The sequence below is a fragment of the Methylobacillus methanolivorans genome (assembly GCF_054588515.1).
In genome coordinates, this window is the sequence record NZ_BAAILT010000002.1 from 1,393,677 (window position 1) to 1,415,801 (window position 22,125).

The following is a 22,125-nucleotide window of genomic DNA, read 5'->3' on the forward strand; positions in this document are numbered from 1 at the left end:
GCAGGCATCCCCAATAAAAACCCGGAGCCTGTCAAAGAAGTTTTAGAGGAGAAAGTGATGGACAAGCAAGCGGATTACGGCACACCAGCGAGCCGGACAACTGAGCAGCAAGTCACGCTGGAAATTGACGGAAAACAGATTACCGTCGCCAAAGGCACATCGATCATGCGTGCCGCCATGGAGGCAGGAGTCAGCATTCCCAAACTCTGCGCTACCGACAGCTTGGAGCCTTTTGGCTCCTGTCGGTTATGCCTGGTGGAAATTGAGGGCAGGCGCGGCTACCCTGCCTCATGTACGACCCCGGTGGATGAAGGTCTCAAAGTACACACCCAAACCGCCAAGCTAGCCGACATCCGTCGCGGCGTCATGGAGCTCTATATCTCTGACCATCCCCTGGATTGCCTGACCTGTTCTGCCAATGGCGACTGCGAACTGCAAGACATGGCAGGAGCAGTCGGCCTACGTGAAGTACGGTATGGCTATGAAGGTGAGAATCACCTGGCCGCCCCCAAGGACATCAGCAACCCCTACTTCCAGTTTGACGCTTCCAAGTGCATTGTGTGCTCGCGTTGCGTGCGTGCGTGTGAAGAAACCCAGGGCACATTTGCACTGACTATTCAAGGCCGCGGCTTTGACTCCAAGGTGGCGGCTGGCAATTTTGATAACTTCCTGGATTCCGAATGCGTTTCCTGCGGTGCTTGCGTTGCCGCCTGCCCTACCGCGACACTGATAGAAAAGACCGTGGTTGAGCATGGGCAGCCTGAGCATAGTGTGGTCACCACTTGCGCCTATTGCGGCGTCGGCTGTTCTTTCCGTGCCGAAATGAAGGGAGAGCAAGTCGTGCGCATGGTGCCGGACAAGAACGGTGGTGCCAATCATGGCCACTCCTGCGTCAAGGGCCGTTTTGCCTGGGGCTATGCCACCCATCGCGACCGCATCACCACGCCGATGATACGCAAACATATCAGCGACCCATGGCAAGAAGTCTCTTGGGAAGAAGCAATCAGCTACGCTGCCAGCGAACTCAAGCGCATTCAGGGCAAGCATGGGCGCAACTCCATCGGTGCGATCACCTCGTCCCGTTGTACCAATGAGGAAACTTACCTAGTACAGAAACTAGTGCGGGCAGCCTTTGGCAACAACAATGTCGATACCTGCGCCCGCGTCTGCCACTCCCCGACCGGCTATGGATTGAAGCAAACCTTGGGTGAATCCGCTGGCACACAGACGTTTGACTCCATTATGAAATCCGATGTCATCATGGTGATTGGTGCCAACCCAACCGATGGCCACCCGGTATTCGGCTCGCAAATGAAGCGGAGATTACGTCAAGGCGCTAAGCTCATTATTGCAGACCCTCGCGCCATTGATCTGGTATCAAGCCCCCACGTCAAGGCTGATTACCACCTGAAACTACGGCCCGGTACCAACGTGGCGCTGATCACAGCCATGGCCCATGTAGTCGTGACCGAAGGCCTGGTCGACGAAGCATTTGTCCGTGAGCGTTGCGAGTGGGACTCATACCAATACTGGAGCGAGTTCGTCGCCCAACCGGAAAACTCGCCGGAGGCCTTGCAAGAGGCAACTGGCGTTTCTGCTGCCGATATACGCGCTGCTGCACGCTTATTTGCCACTGGTGGCAATGCCGCGATCTACTATGGCTTGGGCGTTACCGAGCACAGCCAAGGCTCGACCATGGTCATGGGCATCGCCAACCTAGCCATGGCCACGGGTAACATTGGGCGCGAAGGCGTAGGAGTAAATCCACTACGCGGCCAGAACAATGTGCAGGGCTCTTGCGACATGGGCTCCTTCCCACATGAGTTTCCTGGCTACCGCCACGTCTCGGATGATACCACCCGTGCATTGTTTGAGGCAGCCTGGGGCCGGCCACTTGATAACGAGCCGGGCTTGCGCATTCCCAACATGCTGGACTTCGCGATTGATGGCAGCTTCAAGGCGCTGTATTGCGAAGGTGAGGATATTGCCCAATCCGACCCCAATACCCAGCATGTCACTCATGCCCTGTCCTCCATGGAGTGCGTTATCGTGCAGGATTTATTCCTCAACGAAACCGCGATGTACGCCCACGTGTTCCTGCCTGGCTGCTCCTTCCTGGAAAAGAGCGGCACCTTCACCAATGCCGAGCGCCGTATCTCGCCCGTACGCCGCGTGATGACACCGAAAAATGGATACGAAGATTGGCAGATTACCGCCATGCTTTCCGAGGCGCTGGGCTATCCCATGCCTTACCAGCATGCGTCTGAGATCATGGATGAAATTGCCAGGCTCACGCCTACCTTCCATGGTGTCAGCTTCAAGAAACTGGAGGAGATGGGCAGCATTCAGTGGCCATGCAACGAAGATCATCCTGATGGCACCCCTATCATGCATGTGGATGAGTTTGTCCGCGGCAAGGGGCGCTTCATGATCACGGAATATGTGCCTACTTCTGAAAAGGTCAACAACAAGTACCCTCTCATCCTCACCACCGGGCGTATACTGTCGCACTACAATGTTGGCGCCCAGACACGCCGCACCGACAATGTCGCCTGGCACCCCGAGGATGTGGTGGAAATTCATCCACAGGACGCCGAAGATCGCGGCATCAAGGATGGCGACTGGGTAGGTGTGACCAGCCGGGCCGGGAATACTGTGCTACGTGCCAAGATTACCGAGCGCGTACAACCTGGCGTGATTTACACCACATTCCACCACCCCGAATCTGGTGCCAATGTCATCACTACCGATAACTCAGACTGGGCAACCAACTGTCCTGAATTCAAGGTAACTGCGGTACAGGTCACCCGTGTATCGCAACTGTCAGAATGGCAGCGCAACTACCAGGAATTCAGCAGCGACCAGATTGCCCTGGTCCAACAACGGGATACAGCCCGTGTGGAATAAGGATGAAAGTACCAGAGTTTTTGATTGAAGCCGAAGCAACCGATAGCTGCGTCACCGTGCTCAAGTACGAGCATGGTGAGCTGCAGGAGCGGCAAGACCAAGTTGCAGAGGAAGTGCCGATTGCCATGATCTACAACGGCATCTCGCATGCCGTGATGCTGGCAACCCCGGATGATCTCGCCGACTTTGCACTGGGTTTTTCGCTCTGCGAAGGTATATTGTCCAGCCCACAGGACTTGTATGGCGTTGACATCGTCGAGCGCGTCAACGGCATAGAGTTGCAGATGGAAATTTCGACAGAGCGCTTTGTTCATCTCAAGGAGCGCAGGCGCAGCATGGCTGGACGTACTGGCTGCGGCTTGTGTGGTTCCGAAAGCCTGGACCAGGCGATTCGGGTACCCAGGAAAATACAAGCGACTGAGATCACATTTGATGCCGAAGCCATTTACCGTGCCCAACGGGAATTGCAGGAGCAGCAAGCATTGCAGGGTCGCACTGGTGCCACTCATGCTACGGCCTGGGCAGACCGGGAAGGCCGGGTTTTGCTGGTACGAGAAGACGTCGGACGCCACAATGCCCTGGACAAACTGATAGGCGCACTTGCCGAGCAAGCATTGCCGCATGACGGTTTCGTATTGACCTCCAGCCGGGCCAGCTATGAAATGGTGCAAAAAGCAGCCAGCGCGGATATCCCCATGTTGGTCGCTATCTCTGCACCAACCGGGCTGGCCATCAGAATGGCCCAAGGTTGTGGGCTTACCCTGGTAGGGTTTGCACGCAAAGAACAGCATGTGGTGTATAGCGTGACAGAGCGTTTGTTACACAAGGAGCTGGTATGAGCATGAACGTAGAACACTTGGTAAAAATGGCTAACCAGATCGGTGATTTCTTTCGATCCTACCCTGACCCTGAGCAAGCAAAGAAAGATATTGCCAGCCATTTGCAACGCTTCTGGGCTCCGCAGATGCGTCAGCAAATTGTGCGATATATCGGCGAGCATCCCGACACCGGACTCAGCCCCCTGGTGCTAAGCGCCATCAAGGAGCACATGCATTAAGGTGCATGACACTGAAATTAGAATGCCCGGCAACACCGGGCATTCTAATTTTATGTGATCAAAAATGCGTCAGAGATACTGCACTCAAACCTCAAGCTTTCTCATCATGCTTGGGGCGTACCTTAGATTGAAACTCGCTCCATTTCTGCTTCTGCTCGGGCGTCAGCACTTGATAGACCTCATGCAAGGTATTACTACGTAACACCAGCAAATCTGCCTGCAGCTTGGCCTGCTCTCCAGCTAAAGCTTGTATTTTCTGTTGATCATATTGTTCACTGGTCGAAGCCGAAGTGAGGGCTTTAAAGGATGCATGCAAGACCTGGCGCTTTTCTGCCAGCAATGGCTTCTGCTGGTCGACAATCTTACTGACCTCAGCTTGCTGTTGGTCAGTAAGATTCAGCTTGCTGAGTTTATGTTCCAGCAAGTGTCCTTCGGAAAAGCCATGATGCTGGCCAAATGCTCCATGCTGCTTGCCCTTATCACACTTGCTGTCGCCCGATCCCGACTCGGCATGCACGGCTACCATACCCATCGCCAATACCGAAGAGGCCAAGATAAAAGATGGAACCAGCAACTTGCGTAGCTTGATCATGATCAATACTCCTTTTGCTTGTTAAAAATAATCGTCACATAACAAATAAACTTGTCTGCATACTATGATCCAGCACCTGGCTAAATGTTTGTTGCCTTAGGTCAAATCGGTGTAATTGTGCGTAAAACTTTGTAAGATGCTGATTCTCCAAGCCATGCCTACGGCAGAATGCCATGTGCAATATGAAAGAAGTGAAAGGTGAAAACAGTGCTACGTATCTTGCTCATCGATGATGACGTCGAACTCTGCCAGATGATGGAAGAATATTTGGGTGCGGAGGATTTCACCTTGACCATTGCCCATGATGGGGAAGAAGGTGCCCGCCTGGCCCTTTCTGGCGAATATGATCTTGTGGTGCTAGACGTCATGATGCCGCGCTTCAATGGCTTTGACACCTTGCGCCTCATCCGTACCAGCAGCCAGATCCCGGTGATTATGCTGACAGCCAAAGGGGATGAGATAGACCGTATTGTTGGCTTGGAATTGGGCGCGGATGACTACCTCTCAAAACCATTCAATCCACGTGAATTGGTCGCCAGGCTACGTGCGATACAGCGTCGCGTCGTCGTCAGGGATGAGGCCATGCACAGCCAAAACACGCCGAACATCACACGCGTCGGCAAGATCGCCATCTACCCCTCGGAACGCATCATTGAATGGAAAGGCGAACCGCTAGACATCACCACCAGCGAATATGCACTACTGGAAGTGCTGGCACGAAATGCCGGACGCGTTGTCAGCAAAGCCGACTTATTCACCCAGGCATTAGGGCGAGCAGAAACGCGTTATGACCGCAGCGTAGATGTACATGTGAGCAATTTGCGCCAAAAGCTAGGCCTACTGGAAGATGGTCGCTCCCCAATCCAGACCGTACGTGGCGTGGGCTATCAATTCATCGCGAGCTAATACTAGCGAGGCATCTGTATGGGCAAGTTATTCTGGAAAATATTCCTTGGTTTTTCACTGACACTGCTGGTCACGCTGGCAGGCGTAGGCGGCGTCATCTACCTCAATGAAAAAACGCTATCAGGTGAAGAAGGTTTCTTGCGAGACCGCAGGGCAGATTTCGTCGTCGGCATTGCCGCCAATGCCCTGCAATATGGTGGTGAGGCTGGTGCCAAAGCCTTGTTTGAGAGCTGGCCTGGGCATCGCTCCCCCACGGTCCTGGTCATCAACCAGGAGCATCAGGACATCCTTGGGCGTAGCGTGCCACCCGAAGCATTGCAACAAGCCATCCTTGCGCTGGATCAGACTCCCCCCATTCCCAGTGTGCGTCGCGTCAAAGCCAGCAACCATCATGAATACATCTTGTTTATTCCAGCCACCAGCGCTGAATCAGCGGGGCCACCTCGCTACAACTTACAACTGCAAATATTCATCGCCCTACTTGCCAGCCTGCTATTTAGTGCAGGTTTCGCTCTTTACCTCAGTCGACCGATCAAGTTGCTACGCAAGGCCAGTCGCAGGCTTGCCGAGGGTGACTTAAGCGTACGGGTCAGCCCGGAACTGGGGAATCGGAACGATGAGCTGATCGAGTTGGGAGCAGACTTCGACTATATGGCGACGCGACTGCAAACCCTGCTGGACGCACAACGTCTGCTATTACACGATGTATCGCATGAGCTACGCTCGCCAGTGGCCCGCATGCGGCTGGCAGTGGGCCTAGCACAACAACAGCCAGAAAAACTGGCATCTGCCTTGAGTCGCATTGAGCGTGAAACCGAGAGACTGGACGAGCTATTAGGCCAGATGCTGACGCTGTCGCGCCTGGAATCTGGTATCAGTAGCGAAAGCAGTGAAAAACTGAGCCTCAATGACTTATTAGCCACCATTGTGCAGGATGCCAATTTTGAGGCACAAGCGATGGGTAGCAATATCCAGTTCAAAGCATCGCATGAAGTCATCCTGCATGGACATTATGAATTGCTACGCCGCGCTTTCGAGAACATCATTCGCAACGCGCTCAAATACAATCAGGCTGGCGAATCTATAGAAGTTTCCATCCGCCAGGATCATCAAGCCCTGACAGTAGAAGTACGAGATCATGGGCCTGGCCTGCCGGATACAGAGACGCAATCCGTGTTTCAACCTTTTTACCGCGTACAAGGCACGGATAAGCCAGGCCATATCGGCTATGGACTAGGGCTGGCCATTGCGAAACGAGCAATTGAGCATCATCAAGGCAATATCGTGCTAAGTAACTGCGAGGATGGCGGGCTATGCGTACGTTGCTCATTCCCCTTATCCATCACCAGTAACTCTTCGCCTATTGCAGGGTAAAGGTGTAATTAGGGCTGAGCTCCAATGCATAACCATGCGGGATTTCCGCACTATGCCGCGCCGTACGTAACTGCCCTGGCAATGCACGTGGCAGTAAGTATTCGTAATGTAGAGAGTCATCGGTTGACTGCAGTTGCGCTTTGGGGACTCTTAACACGCGCTCCGGACGCTTGCTGTCATGAGCGGGTTCATGAATCCAGCGCAATGCCAGGCAAATATCATCCTGATGCTCGAATGCATCGCTAAGATAGATGTCATCGGCATCATCAAATGCCACACACACCTTGAACAACTCCATGTCGCTTTCCATTTTTGCTGTTATTTATAGGTAGCGACATCATCCACAAATCTGATGCTATTCGCAGTCAGCAAGGACTGAAGCTGATGTAGGACAATACTGATAGAAATAGACAGCTTGCTTGGCTGATGCATTTATCTTAACATTAAGATAACTTATCTTTACATTAAGATATTATGCCCACATCCAACCAACCCCAAGACCATATTGACGACCTGATTAACGATTGGAAGCATATTGCACCAAGCAGGAACTATGCTGACATGGAACTGGCCACACGCTTGCTTCGCAGCGTCACGCTTCTCGTCAAACACATCATGCCAGTTATTCAGGATGCAGGCCTGAACCAAGGAGAGTTTGATGTGCTTGCCACGTTAAGCCGCAATGGCGGCACACTTTCTCCCACCGAGCTATATCAGCGCCTGCTTATCACCTCAGGTGCCATGACCAACCGCCTGGACTGCCTCGAAAACAAAGGCTTGGTTCAACGCCGGGCAAATCCGGCTGATAAACGCAGTATGGAAGTCAAGCTGACTCCCGAGGGGCGCATGCTATTTGAACCTTTGCTAGAGCTTTACCTGGCCAAGCTGGCCAGTACATTCAACCCGCTTGAACAAGCGGATAAAACCGCGATCAATCATGGCTTGCGCCAGCTATTGCTCAGCCTCGAAGGGGAACAATAATGCACAAGCTCCCCGTCATCCTCTTGCTAGTATTATTAGGGCTCAACTTACGCCCGGTGATGGCTTCTATCGGCCCACTGACTGAATACCTGCTGCAAAGCTGGCACCTAAGTTATAGCTGGATTTCCCTGCTCAATGGCCTACCCATCGTCATGATGGGGCTGGGAGCACTTAGCAGCCAATGGCTACTAAGCCGAGCTGACTTGCGACGTTTGCTCGCCCTGGCCTTGATCATACTGGGCATCAGCACATTGAGTCGCCTGTTCAATCAAAACCCAGCCAGCATGATTTTATCCTCCATCATTGCAGGCCTAGGCATTGCCTTGGTACAAGCATTTCTGCCTATCGTCATCAAACGCCAATGGCCAGCACAAACAGCATCCTTGATGGGGATGTATGTCTCGGCCATCATGGCCGGGGCAGCCATATCAGCCGCACTCGCCCCGCAGATACTGCATGTGAGTAATATCGCCTGGGCATTGGGAGGCTGGGGCTTGTTGGCACTCCCTACCCTATTGCTGTTGCTATGGTTGGTACCTGCCATGCCACATACTGCCGCCGCAAATGCCAAGGTCACATTGAAGCCCGGGCGTTTCTGGCGACTGGCTGGCTTTTTTGGCTTGGGAACGTCAGGCTTCACTTGCATGCTAGCCTGGCTACCGCCGCACTTCATTGATCTTGGCTATGATGCCACGACAGCAGGGTTGGCGTTATCACTACTCAGCGCCACTGAAGTCATCTCTGGCTTACTGCTATCGCAACTTGCCGCCAAGTCTCCAGACAGGCGTCCCTGGATCATACTGGCACTGCTACTGGCGATTGCAGGTATGCTCTGCCTAAATGCCGGAGCACAGATGGCGTGGGCAGGGGTGATTCTGGCAGGATGTGGTGTAGGAGCATTATTTCCCTTGAGCTTAATCGCCTGCATGGATCACCTGGAAGACGCGCAATCTGCCGGGATATTGACCGCGAACGTGCAAGGGGTAGGCTATTTGATTGCGGGAGCGTCACCAATACTGGCAGGCATGCTGCGCGATGCATTGCATGATTTCAGCATGGTCTGGCTTGGCTTAGCGCTCATCTTCGTCATCACCATGGGACTAGGCTGTGGGTTTGATCCGAAGCGATACGCCTTGCATATCAGGCACTAACGCAATTTGTGAAGCGATCCAGTCAGTGACACTATCACTAGGCTGGATCGTAAAGGAATTGATACTGTTTCTATACTGGCTTACTTGGTGAAAAAAAGCTTGATGCGACGATAGATGCGACCAACCAAGTTGCCATCCAGTTGATAATGCTTGTGCAGTGGCTGCTTGACTTCCCAGGTGCAGCGCAATCCAGCGGGGAAAGTCACCAGATCGCCCTTGCGGAAAGTGACGGAAGCGCTGCCATCATTCGGCGTGATCACGACTTCACCTTCGAGGATATAAGCAATTTCCTGCTCAGGGAACACCCAGGGAAATGTCGACACTTCCTTGGACCAGGTAGGCCACTTGGTGACTCCTAAGGTTTCCAGGCGGGTGGAGGATGGCTTGTTTTCAATGACAATCTTGCTCATGCTAGCTGCTTTCGGTCTTGCCTCTTCCTGCTTGGGCCAGAGGCGTTAAAATGATCCTGACAACGCCAGGGAAAAGGCGTTATGGTAACGCCCTATTGCGCAAAGACCAACCACCCCATATACATGACAACCTCAACTATTCATTGGCCAGCATTGATCCAGCATCTTGGTGATGCTGAATTAGCCTTGCTGAATGACGCCGCAGCTTTCGCCACCTGGCCTATGCCTACCACATCAACAAGGTTGATAGATGCCACAGGCCAGATACTCATACCAAGTCCGGATAAGCATTTGACCGTCAATGGTCAAGCTACGTTAAGTGAAATACTGACGCTCATCCGTCAGCATGCCCTGCTAGAGGGTGTTTGCTGCACATCCAAACTAGGCGCAGCCAGCATCCCCGAGGCCTTTGCAATACTCGCCAGCCTGATAAAGGATTAAGGCATGAATCAGCACGACCTTGAGCTACTGGTCACCCGCACCATGCCATTCGGCAAATACAAAGGCCGCTTGATTGCCGACCTACCCGGCAACTACCTCAATTGGTTTGCACGAGAGGGCTTTCCTCCCGGTGAATTGGGCAAGTTGCTAGCCTTGATGCAAGAGCTCGACCACAATGGCCTTGCTGATCTGCTGAAGCCTTTGCGCAACCAATAAGTCTCTCATCAAGATGGGCGCCTATTAACGCTGGTCAAGCTTCTCAAGCGTGTTAGCCAGGTGCAAGCTGGCATTTGTGCGTGCAATCGCAACTGACGCTGATAAGCCAAGACCAGCAGTAGCAGCGTTACACTGGCTAACCAGCCCGACCATAAAGTATGGCTCAGGAAATGTGCACCCCGCATTTGCTGAATCCAGCCCATGGCAAGACCCACCGACAACCCAGCAAAAAACACGCCCAACGCCCGGCGTGGGTGATGAGGCAGCCAAAACACACAAAGTGATGCCAGCCACAACCCAGTGCTGGCATGCCCAGCTGGGAAGCAATGGCCAGGTACCCACCCTGCAGGCACATGATCAAACATCTTGAGGTATGGCACATGACCGCCATAACGGTCTATATCCCACGGGCAATTCAGGGCCGATGTACGCTTGATGCCACGAATCACGGCTGGCACTAGGATAGAAGCCCAAGCGACAATCTGCAGGCGATAGCGCCAGAAATCCGGCATACGGCGAATGCGCCAGATTTTGTCGATCAGCATTACCACCAGCAAGATGGTCCCACTGTTGATAATGAAATTTTTCAGGCTGCCATGGGCAAAATCCGTGGCAAACCAGCTGTTGCGCCAAGGGAAGTCATGCAAGGCTGCATCAAAAAACCAATCCTCCAGCCACACATCAATATGAGTGAAATGTTCCAATGCCAACATTGCCAGCGCTGCCAGGAATAGTGTAGCCAAAATAGGCCGTAAAGGCACAATACTGTTAGCCATGCGCATGACGGACCCCTTCTGCCAGCAAGCGCCCAGGTAGCACATACTTGAGGGCACCGCGCTGGAATGCATGTGACGCACTCTGGTAATAGGCAATGGCTTCCTGCCTTAGCCCCTCATCTACCGCAATCGGCGTCGCCTCAAAATCTGTTGGATTAATGCTAAATGCTGTCACCTTGCCTTTGGGCGACAATACGATCAACTGGTCACGCTTGTAATAACCCAAATCCTGATAATTGCTGATGAACGCTCGTGGCTCGCTTAAATTTTCCGCAAACATCGACTCACCGAAAAACCCTTGCTGGGGCAAGCCAAGTACCTGCATCAGGGTCGGCGCAATATCAATCTGGCTGGCCATACGGTCATAACTACCCGCGACCAACAAGTCGGGCGCATAAAAAATCAAGGGAATATGGTAACGAGCAACAGGCAGACTGGTTTTCCCCGCAACCGAGGCGCAATGATCCGCCACAATCACGAACAGGGTGTCCTTAAACCAGGGCTTGCTACGCGCCTGCTCAATGAAATGACCGATCGCATAATCGGTATAAGCCACAGCACCGCTACGCGTCCCCTGCTCCGCCTGTACACGACCATCAGGGAAGGTATAAGGGCGATGGTTGCTGGTCGTCATCACCTGTGCCATAAAAGGCTTGCCTTGCGCATAGGCTGCATCCAGCGTGGTCAAGGTATTGGCAAACAGACTTTCATCCGCAACGCCCCAAATGTTTTCTGCTGCAATAGTATTGGCAGGAAAATCGGTGCGATCAACTACCCGATAATCATTATTCCGGAAGTAATAATTCATATTGTCGAACACACCATAGCCGCCGTAGATAAAGTAACTAGCCATATCATGGCTTTGCAGTTGCTCTCCCAGGGTAACCAAGTGCTCATTATTCGGGCGATGGATTACCGCCTGCCCCGGAATAGGCGGCGTACCGAGCGAGAGCGCTTCCAGGCCCCTTACCGTGCGCGTACCACTGGCATAAAGGTGGGTAAATTTCAGCCCTTCAGTAGCCAATTTATCCAAAGCAGGTGTCAAGCCAGCTTGACCACCGAAACTGGCAAGATAATCAGCCGATAAACTCTCCACGGTCACCAGCACAATATTCTTCGGCCTACGCTTGAAATTGGCTGGCAGGCCACCCACTGAACGTATCGTAGATGCATCGAGACTAGCCAAGTGCATCGCACCCTGGCCATCCCCCACGTGCAGCCCCACTGACGCCAACACTTGCGAGGCCTGCTGCTCTGGCAACGTGGCATAAAAGCGATCATAGTCAAGCTCATTACGGCGCATCGCCGCAGCCAATGCAAACACACCATTGCTCGCCAACTCTTGTGCGTAATGGTTACGACTCTCGGCCTGATCAAGGTTGGCAAACTGTGTTGCCGCCATAGGCAACGCAATCGCGGTAGCGACCAAAGCAATACGGGTACGCCAGCCATGTGGGCTGGCCTTGATGGTCAATATGCGTCCTAAGCCCCAGGTCAAACCTGTTGCCACCATGGCGATGGCCGCCAAAATGGCAGGAACAGGATACGACTCCCAAATATTACCTAGCACTTCATGGGTGTAGACCAGATAATCCACCGCGATAAAATTAAAGCGCGTGGTGAATTCCTGCCAGAAAATGAACTCAGCCACCACACCAAACATCAGCAAGGCCGTCACCGCCCCTAATAGCCACCACCTGAACACTGTTGCAGCACGACTGATTCTGAGACGATTAGGTAGCACGCCACTCAGTAACAATAACGGTGCTAGGAGATATGTCAGTGTCCAAGTATCAAACCAAGCCCCCAAGGCCAGCACATGAAAAGCATCCCCCCATCCTGGGCCGACCTTGCCTAAATCTAGCCACAGCACCATGCGCAATATCAACCAGAGCATCATGGCCACCATGGCCAATACGACACTCAACGACCATGTGCGCTTTGTCCGTGATAGGCCCCGAGAAAATTGAGGAGTTGGCATCGATTCATTCCCTTAAACAAGATATGTCTAAGAGGGCAAATGCCATTCCACTTCATCAGCGTGATTGATAAAGAAAGGCAGCAATCCTTAACATGATGATTATTTAAATAATTTTACATATGTAAAATCCAGTCTAAACTTACCAAGCTCTTGAAAAAACTCATGATCAACAAAACATGCAGGTATTTTTTGCAGAGTGCAGCTATCGAGACTGCAATAAATGAAGTACTAATGATGGATTGTGAAGGACACAGAAATGAAAACGCCGGGCAAAAGCCCGGCGTTGGATTGTGAGTCTTCCGCCAGGGGGGGATGGCTTGGACTCGATAGTCTAAAATAGACTAGTACTTCACTGGAACATATAGCATCATTCATGCCAACCAACATAACAAATTGATTTTAAATATAATATTTAAATTTATTAGCGACCCTGGCAATCTTAACTCGTCTCAAAAAAGAGACATACCCCCCGCAACTTATGACACTACAATTCAATATCTCATTGTTTTAAATACAAAACATGTCGTCTCAAAAAAGAGACACCCCGGTAACATCTAAATGAAACATGGTGCAATATCTCAGCTGGGGCCCATGACACAATGCCTCAATTGACAGTGGCAGGACTAGTCAATGGAGTGCCCTGGGAAAGCCATACCTGCTCTTGCTGGCGGAGCTGCGCCACTCGTTGACGCCATTCCTGTAGCTGCTCGTCCTCAATCTGCAACTGGATAGCCAATATTTCGTGAGGCGAATAAGCATCCCGTAACAGCTCAGAATATAAACACACACTCATACGGGACAACAGGCGCTCTGCCTTTTTCTCGCTCAGCTCGGATGCCTTAGTGAAATATTCTGCCTGGTATGTATAAGCTCTCATGATCAATCTCCTTTGCAAAAACCGAAGCTCACCCTTGAGCCTGAAACAAGGAAGTTAACCCAGCTTGATGTCATTTAGATGACAATCATATGTCACGAGAACTAATCCAACACGCCTTTGCAAGCATTGTAAAATCAGGAAAATTGAAGGGTTGCATAAAAACAACGCAGCAAATCCGGGCTTGATGCAAGACCTGCAAATGTATTTCAGCGGATAAGTCAAATGAAGGAAGCTTGAGAATCCTGAGGTGGCAACATGCTTGAGCAGGAAATAACTAAAGGTATTTATATTAAAACCCCCACCCAAAAATCAGGGTGGGTCTCAACAGGCATACCGGCTACTGCTTTAATTTCAGGCGCCAACCGACCATCAGCATCAAGCCGACTAATAACATCGCCCAGGTATCAGCCTCAGGAACTGCCGCAGCAATGCGCAGGTTGAAGGCTTCATCGTATTGCGCCTGGCTGATGCCGGCCGACTTGAACAATACATGGAAAGGGTCCGAGTCTATGTATTTCTGTTGACCATTTTCCATGACCGGCGACCATATCTGCAGCGTTACAAGATAGGCCCCTGCCGGTGCGGAATCAGATAGCTTCCAATCTAGATGGGAGTGGAAAGCCCCATTCCGGCTAGCTGCATCGATTGCAGCAGTTTGCGGCCCGCCAATGCCGTCCGCACTGTAGACAGTACCTCCTGCATAGTAGTTATACTGCGCCGCATAAGTGGCATTGCCCGGATTCAGCATGTAGTTGATCCAGACATCGGTCGGGATCGCGCCATAAAGTGCCACCGTTGCACCTCTTGCCGCATCGCCCCAGAATCCAGTATTCGGATTCCAGTATGAAAGGGTTCCCAACGCCCTAAAATGGATCTGCTCTCCATACAGCAAAGTATTGGAAAAAGATTGAAAACCAGGGTCGTCAGTCACACGAGGCCCGCCTTCCAAGTCGTCGAAATATCCCGAAAAGACTTTGTACCCGGTCTGGCCATCCACGGGCAACTTGCCGACTAGGTCGAAATCACCGTAGAAATCAATTCCCAGCTTGCTGCCGGCAACAGGTCCATGGCTGGTGTCGATGCGTACGTCGTAATGCACGGCGGCCTGGGCAAAGACGGCATAGCACAGCATGGCAAGCGCCAATATAGAAGACTTCATCACATTTGCTCCTTGATGGTTACGCAAAGAAAAGCACCCCGCAGGGTGCTTTTCTCACCGCTTTTAAGCCTGTTGACGACGGCGCAACTGCCACCCCATCAACCCTAAACCAGCCAGAAACATGGCGTAAGTGCTTGGCTCTGGAACCGCAGCCACATCAGCCAAACCATGCACGGCCGCGTGGAAATCGCTGGAACTCAAACCATTGTTGAATATCAGGTAGAACGGATCGGAACTTGCATACTTGTTGTTAGGCACAATGCCATCGAAAGCGCTGTTGAGATCGGCGGACAATAACTGCAGAGTAATGTAGTAGGCTCCTTCGGTCGGCAGGCCGCTCGCGGAAGAAATTGCAAACGTGAGGTGCTCGTGGATATTGCCGCTGCTGCCGGCCTGCCCAAGAGTGCCGACGGCATCACCGCTGACGCCAGCCGTGCCCCAAACGGTATTTTCCCCCAAATTACCGCCCAGGCTGATGGTTTCACCATTGAGTACGGTGCTGGCCCAACTACTGCCATTCCAGGACCACAAGCTGCCGACTGCTTGATATCCAATAATATCGTTTTGGTCGAATGTACCGGCATGGCTATCAAACCCTGGCGCATTAGTACGGTATGGTCCGCCTGCAAGATCGCGGAAATCCGCCTCGAAAATCGCATATCCAGTTGCATCCTGGTAATGGCCTGCTCCATGAGTACCCAGCTTGCCGCTTTCTATCTCAATCTCGATATCTCCCGCATGCACATGGCCCTCCGCATAGACGGACGCACTGAATAGACTGGCACTGACAAACATGGTTGCAATCAAATGACGCATGGTATTACTCCCTTTATAAACAAGAAGATATAAATCCACACCCAGATACACTATCTGGGCTTCAATTCATAATATACAACACTGTTGCATTATGCAACACAGTAGCATTACAATACTAGGCGCAATGAATACTTCAGATAATACATTGGCTTAGATGTGCGCCCACCTGTCAAATCATCCCGATCCTGCCGCCTTGCCGCACTGATTTCCCTGGCTTTTCCTGGCGCTTTTGTATCAGCACTGGCATTTGCTGCCGAAAAGGCAAATGAAGAAGATCCATCAATTGTGCTGGATGCCATTGAAGTACAGGCTGCGCCGGAAGAACTGGCAAACTCGCTGGATCCATCAAGCACACTTTCCGGCAAGGATCTGATGCTGAAAAGCGCGGCGACACTCGGCGCTACGCTGCAGGACGAACTGGGCGTGGCAAACGCCACATTCGGCCCGAACGTGGGCCTGCCGCTGATCCGCGGGCAGCACGGCCCGCGCACCCGGGTCATGGTCAACGGCGTAGGCACGCATGACGCTTCCGGCATGAGCCCGGACCACGGCACCACGGTGGAATCCCTGCTGGCCAAGGAAATCAAGGTATTGCGCGGTCCGGCCACGATACGCAACGGCGGCGGCGCCATCGGCGGCGCGGTGGAAATCACGGACGGCCGTATCCCGGAACGCCTGCCGGCCAAGACCAAGATCACGACGCAACTACGCTTCAACACCAACCATGACGAGCGTACCATGGCGACCGAGCTACTCACCAAGGCGGGCCGGGTCGCTCTCCATGCCGACTTACACGGGAGGGAAAGCAACAATATTCACGTGCCGGGCATGGCGATCGACCAAGGCACGATCACCCAGTTGTTTGGTGGCCAATTGCCGACCAACACCCATGGCTATGTCGACAACACCAACGCTCGTAGCAAGGGCGGCAGCATCGGTGCCAGCGTCTTCGGCGAGATGGGCTACATCGGCGTATCACTCAGCCATTACGCCAACAACTACGGCATTCCCATGGGGCCATCCCATAGCCACGGTGGCGGGCCGGTCGAGAAGGCAGAACGCGTGCGCATCGATATGCAGCAAGACCGCATCGACCTCAAGGGAGAGTTATTCCTGCCCTATGATTGGCTGGAAAGCATTTCGCTGCGTATCGGTAAATCCAATTACCATCACGACGAGATCAGCAACGGCATCGCGCAAACCCGCTTCAGCAACGATGTGGTTGAACACCGGCTGGAATTTAACCACCGACTATTCTCTAATCTTGCTGGCACCTTGGGATTCCATGGCATCAACCGCGATTTTTCCGCACAGGGCATGGAAGCATTTGTGCCAACATCCAAGATAGACTCGAAAGGGCTTTATCTGATTGAAACTCTGGATATCAATCCTTGGCAGTTGGAATTCGGTTTTCGCAAGGAAAAAAACAATACCAATGCGGGCGCCCAGACTGTCTGGGCCACGCCTAGGGATGTGCCTATGCCCATTTCCTACGTCATCCCGGCTGCAAAAAAGGATTTCAGCCCGGAGAGCTATTCGCTAGCGCTGAAGCGCGCCTACAAGACTGGTAGCATCACTATCAACCGCTGGATTGCCAGAAGAGCTCCCGATATACAGGAACTTGGATCGTATGGCCCGCACCTGGCGACAAGAACGTACGACATCGGCTCCAGAGCACTCGACATCGAAACCCTGAATGGCTGGGATATCCGCCTACAGCAAAAGCTCGGCAAGCTGGACGCCAACCTCAACCTGTTCAAGTACTCTGCCGAAAACTATATCTACCAGGAAAACGTCGGCGTCATCAAAATGAACTCCATCCTGCTGAGGCCCCAGGCCATCGGTACTTGCGGTCTGCAGGACCAATGCCTGATCACAATGCAGTACAAGCAACAGGATGCACGCTTTCACGGCTATGAAGCCGAAGTCGGGCTTCCCTTGCAAATCCCCGGCATGCGCAAATTCCGCGCCAGCGTATTTGCCGACCAAGTGCGCGGCATGCTGGACGACAACACCCATGTGCCGCGCCTCACGCCAGCCCGGCATGGCTTGTTGATACAAGCAGGCATGGGCAGATGGGATGGCGATGTCCGCCTGACCCATGTCAGCGCGCAGAAGCGTACCGGCACCATGCCGGTGGGCGACGAAATGCTGCCTGAACCAGGCACCGACAGCTATAACCGGGTCGATATCGCATTGCGCCGCAGCATCGAAGTACCCAATTGGTTCACCGGAGACCTCTTCATCAATATGCGCAACGTCACCAATGCTGAAATCCGCAACAGCACCTCATTCCTGCGCTACTACACACCCGAGCTAGGCCGTAATGTCGAGATCGGCATGCGGATTGACCTTTGATGTGGCCTGCCAGGAATATCACATGCACCAAAGCAATAATGAGCACTTGCCCTCATTGGCAAAGATGAATTAGCGTCGCGGCTCTATGCTCCTACTCTCAATCTGCATTGCCACCTTGTTGGGCGGCGTCGTTTCAGTCCTGATCTCCTCTGTCGTCTCGCTCACCATCCTGGCACGGGTCGCGGACAAGATGGTGGCATTCGCCGTCGGGATCTTGCTGGCCTTCGCCTTGACCGACATCCTGCCTGAGGCCATCGAGTCGGGCTTATCACCCCATGACGCTGGCTGGATATTGCTGGCCGGCATCTTGGCGTTCTTCCTGCTGGAGAAAATGGCATTATGGCGACACGACCACCGGCATACGCACGGCGAGGCCCATGAAACCGTTCTTGATCAGAAGGTGTCCATGATCGTGATCGGGGACGGATTACATAATTTTGTCGATGGTGTACTGATCGCAGCCGCCTTCTTGACCGAGCCGGCATTAGGCTGGGCGATGGCTGTCACAGTCATGCTGCACGAGATACCTCAGGAAGTATCGGACTTCATGGTATTGCTGAGTGCTGGCCTGTCAAAAAGCCGAGCCCTGTTGCTCAATGCCATGTCAGGCGCGGCCATGATCCTGGGCGGCTTTCTGGGCTGGCTGTCATTGGGTATCATGCAAACTGCGATCCCTGTGATACTAGTCGTCGCGGCATCCAGCTTCATCTATATTGCCGTCGCGGACCTAGTCCCAGAATTGCAGCGTCAACGCTCGTTGAAGGATGGAGTAGTCCAGGTTGCATTCATACTCGGCGGGGTTACCGTGTCATTAGCGGCCCAGCATCTTCACCACCACTAATCACGGCATTGGCGTGGGCAGGGGCAAGATCAGGAAGGAGACTTAATGCATTTATATTCTGGGTTATTCATATATGGATTATTCATCAGCATCGGCAGCCTGTTTTTCGCCGCGACGCCCGCACTCGCCCACAAGCAGCATGCCCATGTGCACGGAGCCGCCAAACTGAACATCGTCATGGAGGGCAAGGTATTGATCCTCGCGCTGGAAAGCCCGATGGAAAGCTTGCTGGGCTTCGAGCATGCTCCCCGCAACCCGCAAGAGCAGGCAGCAGTGGACGCATTGAAAAAACAGCTGTCCATACCCGCCCAGCTATTTGACCTGCCAGACAAGGCTGGTTGCAAAAGTACGAAAACAACCCTGGAATCGCCATTGTTCGAAAATAACGAACATCAGCACGATACGCATCATGCCGACCTCGATGCCGAGTTTGCCTATGAGTGTAACCAACCGAGTGAATTGAAAGGCTTGATCGTGCGATTGTTCGAACAGTTCCCTCACCTCTACAAAATCGACGTTCAGGTTGTAGCCGGGCAAACCCAAAAAATCGCTAGGCTCTCCCCTGGGCAAAACCAAGTCGCATGGTAGACATGTCGTTACCAGCCATTCACTTGGAAAACATGCGGTTTGAATGGACTCCAGGGCAACCCTGCCTTGATATCGCGCACCTGGACATCATGCCGGGTGAGCATATCTTCCTGCACGGATCGAGCGGCAGTGGCAAAAGCACTTTGCTGGGCATCCTCGGGGGCGTACATTTAGCCCAGGCAGGCATGGTCAGCATATTGGGCCAGCGTCTGGACACACTGAGTAGCGCAGCGCGAGATCGATTCCGTGCTGATCATATCGGCTTTCTATTTCAGCAATTTAACCTGATCCCCTATCTATCTGTACTGGAAAACGTCCTGCTACCATGCGGCTTTTCCCGCTATCGCCACAGCAACCTTCGAGAAAGCGCCCCAACTGAGGCATATCGCCTGCTGGCCGCCCTGGGCATAGATGCCACGCTGTGGTCACGCAGGGTCACTAGCCTGAGCATTGGCCAACAACAACGTGTTGCAGCAGTACGAGCATTGATCGGGAGCCCAGAAATCATCATTGCAGATGAACCAACATCTGCCTTGGATGCACACCACCAACTCCACTTTCTACACCTACTAAAACAAGAGTGCCTTGCCAACCAGGCAACTCTGCTTTTTGTTAGCCACGATCATAGGCTAGCCTCAAACTTTCACCGCAGCATTGCCTTGAGCGACCTCAATCAAGCAGGAAAGCAGGCACTTGTATGAACTTGAAATACCTGCTCACGCTGGCCATACATAGTGCATGGAACCGCAAGCTCACCCTGGGCATGACCATGATGGCGGTTGCCTTGAGCGTCATGCTACTAGTTGGGGTTGAACGCCTGCGTGAGCAGATACATCAGGGCTTTGGCCTATCTATTTCCGGCACCGATCTGGTAATCGGCGCACGCACCAGCCCAGTACAACTGATGCTATATGCTGTATTCCGCGTGGGAGAGCCCACCAACAACATCAGCTGGGCAAGCTTTGAAAGGCTGCAACAAAACCCCATGGTGGCGTGGAGCATTCCGATTTCTCTGGGTGATTCGCACCGTGGCTTTGCTGTCTTGGGCACGAATCAAGATTATTTCACACATTATCACTATGGAGACCGCCTTGCACTGAAATTTGCAGAGGGAAAGCCCTTCTATCAGGTTTTTGATACCGTCATCGGCTCCGAGGTAGCAAAGAAACTAGGCTACTCACTTGGCAGCCACATCACACTTAGCCATGGTACAGGGCTGGGACATCATGCTGACCACGCCGACAAACCATTTATCGTCAGCGGCATCCTCAAACCCACCGGCACACCTGTTGACCACACCCTACACGTGAGTCTGGAGGCGCTCAGCGCCATTCACCTTGACTGGGTAGGAGGAACACAATTACCGGGATTTCATATTCCACCAGAATATGTGCAGAAATTTGACCTGCAACCCAAGGAAATTACCGCGGCATTCATCGGCTTGAAAAGCCGTGCTGCAGTATTTCGCATGCAAAGACTGATCAATGACTTCAAAGATGAACCTCTGCTGGCTACCATGCCAGGCGTGGCATTAGAGCAATTATGGCAGGTAGTAGGTGTAGCAGAAAAAAGCCTGATGGCAGTTTCAGCCATTGTGGTTGTCGTCAGCTTGACGGGGCTAGTCGCCATTATGATCTCCGGGCTCAATGAACGACGCAGAGAGTTAGCCATTTTGCGTGCAGTAGGTGCACAACCTAGAGAAATTCTTTTGCTGCTCTTGTATGAAGGGATGTTTGTCACCCTGCTCAGCATCGTCACCGGCCTGACCGCATTGACCCTTGCCTCATTGCTAGCAGCCCCACTGATGCAAGCTCATTTCGGCATCACGATGACACTACATTGGCTGAGTGCAGAAGAGCTCCAACTACTCGCGATCATTGCATTGGTAGGCCTGTTTGCCAGCCTGTTCCCGGCATATATGGCCTACAGACTATCGCTCGCAGATGGCCTGACTCCCAGACTCTAGACATTGACAACCCATACCACAGGCGCGAGGACAAGCATGTTTTCCCGGATATTTGCCACATTACTTGCCGTCATGGCATGCACCCACGTTATAGGGGCAGATTATCAAGTAGGCGAACGCATCAGCGACACCAAGCACACAACAAAACCTGGCACGAGTTACCAGCCGCTCGACTGGGATGACATGATGCCCGCCGATTGGGACCCCATGAAATCGATCAAAGGCCTGAACCTGGACAAGCTAGATGATGCCGATCCTCGTGCCATCAAGGCTCTTGAGCAAATGCGCAATGCTTGGAACGATGCACCCATTGTGCCCAAGCTCAATAAACAGCGAGTACAGATTCCAGGCTTTGTGGTGCCGCTGGATATGAATGGCACACAAGTGCAAGAGTTCTTGCTCGTCCCTTACTTTGGAGCATGCATTCATGTGCCGCCGCCTCCAAGCAACCAGGTCATTCATGTGATTCTCCCTAAGGCTTTCCCCAAGAACCAGCAAAAAACACTTAACCAGGCCGCGCGGCAATATGGCCCTATTTCGGTCAGCGGCCTACTTGAAACCGTGCCCAGCCATACCACAATGGGCACCTCCGGTTACCGCATCAAGGCTGACCAACTGCTACCATATTCCCTGAAAAATAATTAAGCCCACGCGCCCAATACAAGGCAAAATAAGTCACAGCAAGTCACCAGCAATAACCGCCTCACAGGCCAACAGATTTACCTCTC

At 52.7% G+C, this 22,125-nt stretch carries 23 protein-coding genes; 15 read left to right on the forward strand and 8 right to left on the reverse strand.

Annotation, left to right across the window (positions count from 1 at the left end):
- The first annotated feature begins 57 nt into the window (after positions 1–57).
- The 3 genes from fdhF to LG202_RS07840 are packed head-to-tail and all read left to right on the forward strand — an operon-like array spanning position 58 to position 3,964.
- Positions 58–2,907: a formate dehydrogenase subunit alpha gene (fdhF, locus tag LG202_RS07830; protein WP_230347830.1), complete on the forward strand. Its 2,850-nt coding sequence runs from the start codon at positions 58–60 to the stop codon at positions 2,905–2,907.
- Positions 2,908–2,909: 2 nt separating this feature from the next.
- The gene (gene fdhD / locus LG202_RS07835) at positions 2,910–3,746 is read left to right on the forward strand and encodes a formate dehydrogenase accessory sulfurtransferase FdhD (RefSeq protein WP_230347831.1); all 837 of its coding nucleotides are present in this window, start codon (positions 2,910–2,912) and stop codon (positions 3,744–3,746) included.
- A gap of 2 nt (positions 3,747–3,748) precedes the next feature.
- Entirely contained in the window at positions 3,749–3,964 is a 216-nt protein-coding gene (locus LG202_RS07840) for a formate dehydrogenase subunit delta (RefSeq protein ID WP_230348075.1), read from the forward strand.
- Positions 3,965–4,055: 91 nt separating this feature from the next.
- Here the strand turns inward: LG202_RS07840 and LG202_RS07845 are convergent, their stop codons facing one another.
- The gene (locus tag LG202_RS07845; protein ID WP_230347832.1) at positions 4,056–4,556 is read right to left on the reverse strand and encodes a Spy/CpxP family protein refolding chaperone; all 501 of its coding nucleotides are present in this window, start codon (positions 4,554–4,556) and stop codon (positions 4,056–4,058) included.
- Between the two features lie 207 nt (positions 4,557–4,763).
- Between LG202_RS07845 and LG202_RS07850 the strand changes: the two genes are divergently transcribed.
- Together LG202_RS07850 and LG202_RS07855 are read left to right on the forward strand one after the other, a co-directional pair.
- Positions 4,764–5,462 carry a response regulator transcription factor gene (locus tag LG202_RS07850; RefSeq protein WP_230348076.1) on the forward strand — a complete coding sequence of 233 codons (699 nt, stop codon included), beginning with the start codon at positions 4,764–4,766 and terminating at the stop codon, positions 5,460–5,462.
- An 18-nt stretch (positions 5,463–5,480) separates the two neighbouring features.
- Positions 5,481–6,836: an ATP-binding protein gene (locus tag LG202_RS07855; RefSeq protein WP_230347833.1), complete on the forward strand. Its 1,356-nt coding sequence runs from the start codon at positions 5,481–5,483 to the stop codon at positions 6,834–6,836.
- On the opposite strand, the gene LG202_RS07860 is transcribed toward LG202_RS07855, so the two are convergent.
- On the reverse strand, positions 6,823–7,134 hold the full coding sequence (locus LG202_RS07860) for a hypothetical protein (protein WP_230347834.1): 312 nt from the start codon (positions 7,132–7,134) through the stop codon (positions 6,823–6,825). The genes LG202_RS07855 and LG202_RS07860 overlap by 14 nt on opposite strands.
- Before the next feature lie 263 nt (positions 7,135–7,397).
- Between LG202_RS07860 and LG202_RS07865 the strand changes: the two genes are divergently transcribed.
- Both LG202_RS07865 and LG202_RS07870 read left to right on the forward strand, forming a co-directional pair.
- The gene (locus LG202_RS07865) at positions 7,398–7,817 is read left to right on the forward strand and encodes a MarR family transcriptional regulator (protein WP_230347835.1); all 420 of its coding nucleotides are present in this window, start codon (positions 7,398–7,400) and stop codon (positions 7,815–7,817) included.
- A complete protein-coding gene (locus LG202_RS07870; RefSeq protein ID WP_230347836.1) occupies positions 7,817–8,968 on the forward strand; it encodes an MFS transporter in 1,152 nt (383 codons plus the stop codon). Before LG202_RS07865 ends, LG202_RS07870 begins: the two co-directional genes overlap by 1 nt.
- 80 nt (positions 8,969–9,048) lie before the next feature.
- On the opposite strand, the gene LG202_RS07875 is transcribed toward LG202_RS07870, so the two are convergent.
- A complete protein-coding gene (locus LG202_RS07875; protein WP_230347837.1) occupies positions 9,049–9,378 on the reverse strand; it encodes a cupin domain-containing protein in 330 nt (109 codons plus the stop codon).
- A gap of 123 nt (positions 9,379–9,501) precedes the next feature.
- On the opposite strand from LG202_RS07875, the gene LG202_RS07880 reads away from it, so the two are divergent.
- Both LG202_RS07880 and LG202_RS07885 read left to right on the forward strand, forming a co-directional pair.
- A complete protein-coding gene (locus LG202_RS07880) occupies positions 9,502–9,819 on the forward strand; it encodes a DUF4144 domain-containing protein (RefSeq protein ID WP_230347838.1) in 318 nt (105 codons plus the stop codon).
- Between the two features lie 3 nt (positions 9,820–9,822).
- Entirely contained in the window at positions 9,823–10,035 is a 213-nt protein-coding gene (locus LG202_RS07885) for a DUF3820 family protein (RefSeq protein ID WP_230347839.1), read from the forward strand.
- Positions 10,036–10,043: 8 nt separating this feature from the next.
- Here LG202_RS07885 and LG202_RS07890 read toward each other — a convergent pair whose 3' ends face one another.
- The 5 genes from LG202_RS07890 to LG202_RS07910 all read right to left on the reverse strand — a co-directional run bounded on the left by LG202_RS07890 (position 10,044) and on the right by LG202_RS07910 (position 15,644).
- A complete protein-coding gene (locus LG202_RS07890; protein WP_230347840.1) occupies positions 10,044–10,817 on the reverse strand; it encodes a phosphatase PAP2 family protein in 774 nt (257 codons plus the stop codon).
- Positions 10,804–12,738 carry an LTA synthase family protein gene (locus LG202_RS07895; protein WP_459724606.1) on the reverse strand — a complete coding sequence of 645 codons (1,935 nt, stop codon included), beginning with the start codon at positions 12,736–12,738 and terminating at the stop codon, positions 10,804–10,806. Before LG202_RS07895 ends, LG202_RS07890 begins: the two co-directional genes overlap by 14 nt.
- A gap of 658 nt (positions 12,739–13,396) precedes the next feature.
- On the reverse strand, positions 13,397–13,669 hold the full coding sequence (locus LG202_RS07900; protein WP_230347841.1) for a RasGAP domain-containing protein: 273 nt from the start codon (positions 13,667–13,669) through the stop codon (positions 13,397–13,399).
- 337 nt (positions 13,670–14,006) lie between these two features.
- On the reverse strand, positions 14,007–14,828 hold the full coding sequence (locus LG202_RS07905; RefSeq protein WP_230347842.1) for a PEP-CTERM sorting domain-containing protein: 822 nt from the start codon (positions 14,826–14,828) through the stop codon (positions 14,007–14,009).
- Positions 14,829–14,891: 63 nt separating this feature from the next.
- A complete protein-coding gene (locus tag LG202_RS07910; protein WP_230347843.1) occupies positions 14,892–15,644 on the reverse strand; it encodes a PEP-CTERM sorting domain-containing protein in 753 nt (250 codons plus the stop codon).
- Positions 15,645–15,800: 156 nt separating this feature from the next.
- Here LG202_RS07910 and LG202_RS07915 point away from each other — a divergent pair, with 156 nt between their 5' ends.
- From LG202_RS07915 to LG202_RS07940, 6 genes are all read left to right on the forward strand, one after another.
- On the forward strand, positions 15,801–18,002 hold the full coding sequence (locus LG202_RS07915) for a TonB-dependent receptor (RefSeq protein WP_230347844.1): 2,202 nt from the start codon (positions 15,801–15,803) through the stop codon (positions 18,000–18,002).
- Positions 18,003–18,087: 85 nt separating this feature from the next.
- A complete protein-coding gene (locus LG202_RS07920) occupies positions 18,088–18,843 on the forward strand; it encodes a ZIP family metal transporter (RefSeq protein WP_230347845.1) in 756 nt (251 codons plus the stop codon).
- Positions 18,844–18,888: 45 nt separating this feature from the next.
- A complete protein-coding gene (locus LG202_RS07925; RefSeq protein WP_230347846.1) occupies positions 18,889–19,431 on the forward strand; it encodes a DUF2796 domain-containing protein in 543 nt (180 codons plus the stop codon).
- A gap of 32 nt (positions 19,432–19,463) precedes the next feature.
- Positions 19,464–20,132: an ATP-binding cassette domain-containing protein gene (locus tag LG202_RS07930; RefSeq protein WP_230347847.1), complete on the forward strand. Its 669-nt coding sequence runs from the start codon at positions 19,464–19,466 to the stop codon at positions 20,130–20,132.
- Positions 20,129–21,397, forward strand: a complete 1,269-nt coding sequence (locus LG202_RS07935; protein WP_230347848.1) for an ABC transporter permease — start codon at positions 20,129–20,131, stop codon at positions 21,395–21,397. Before LG202_RS07930 ends, LG202_RS07935 begins: the two co-directional genes overlap by 4 nt.
- A 36-nt stretch (positions 21,398–21,433) precedes the next feature.
- Positions 21,434–22,042 carry a DUF3299 domain-containing protein gene (locus tag LG202_RS07940; protein WP_230347849.1) on the forward strand — a complete coding sequence of 203 codons (609 nt, stop codon included), beginning with the start codon at positions 21,434–21,436 and terminating at the stop codon, positions 22,040–22,042.
- The last annotated feature ends 83 nt before the right edge of the window (positions 22,043–22,125 follow it).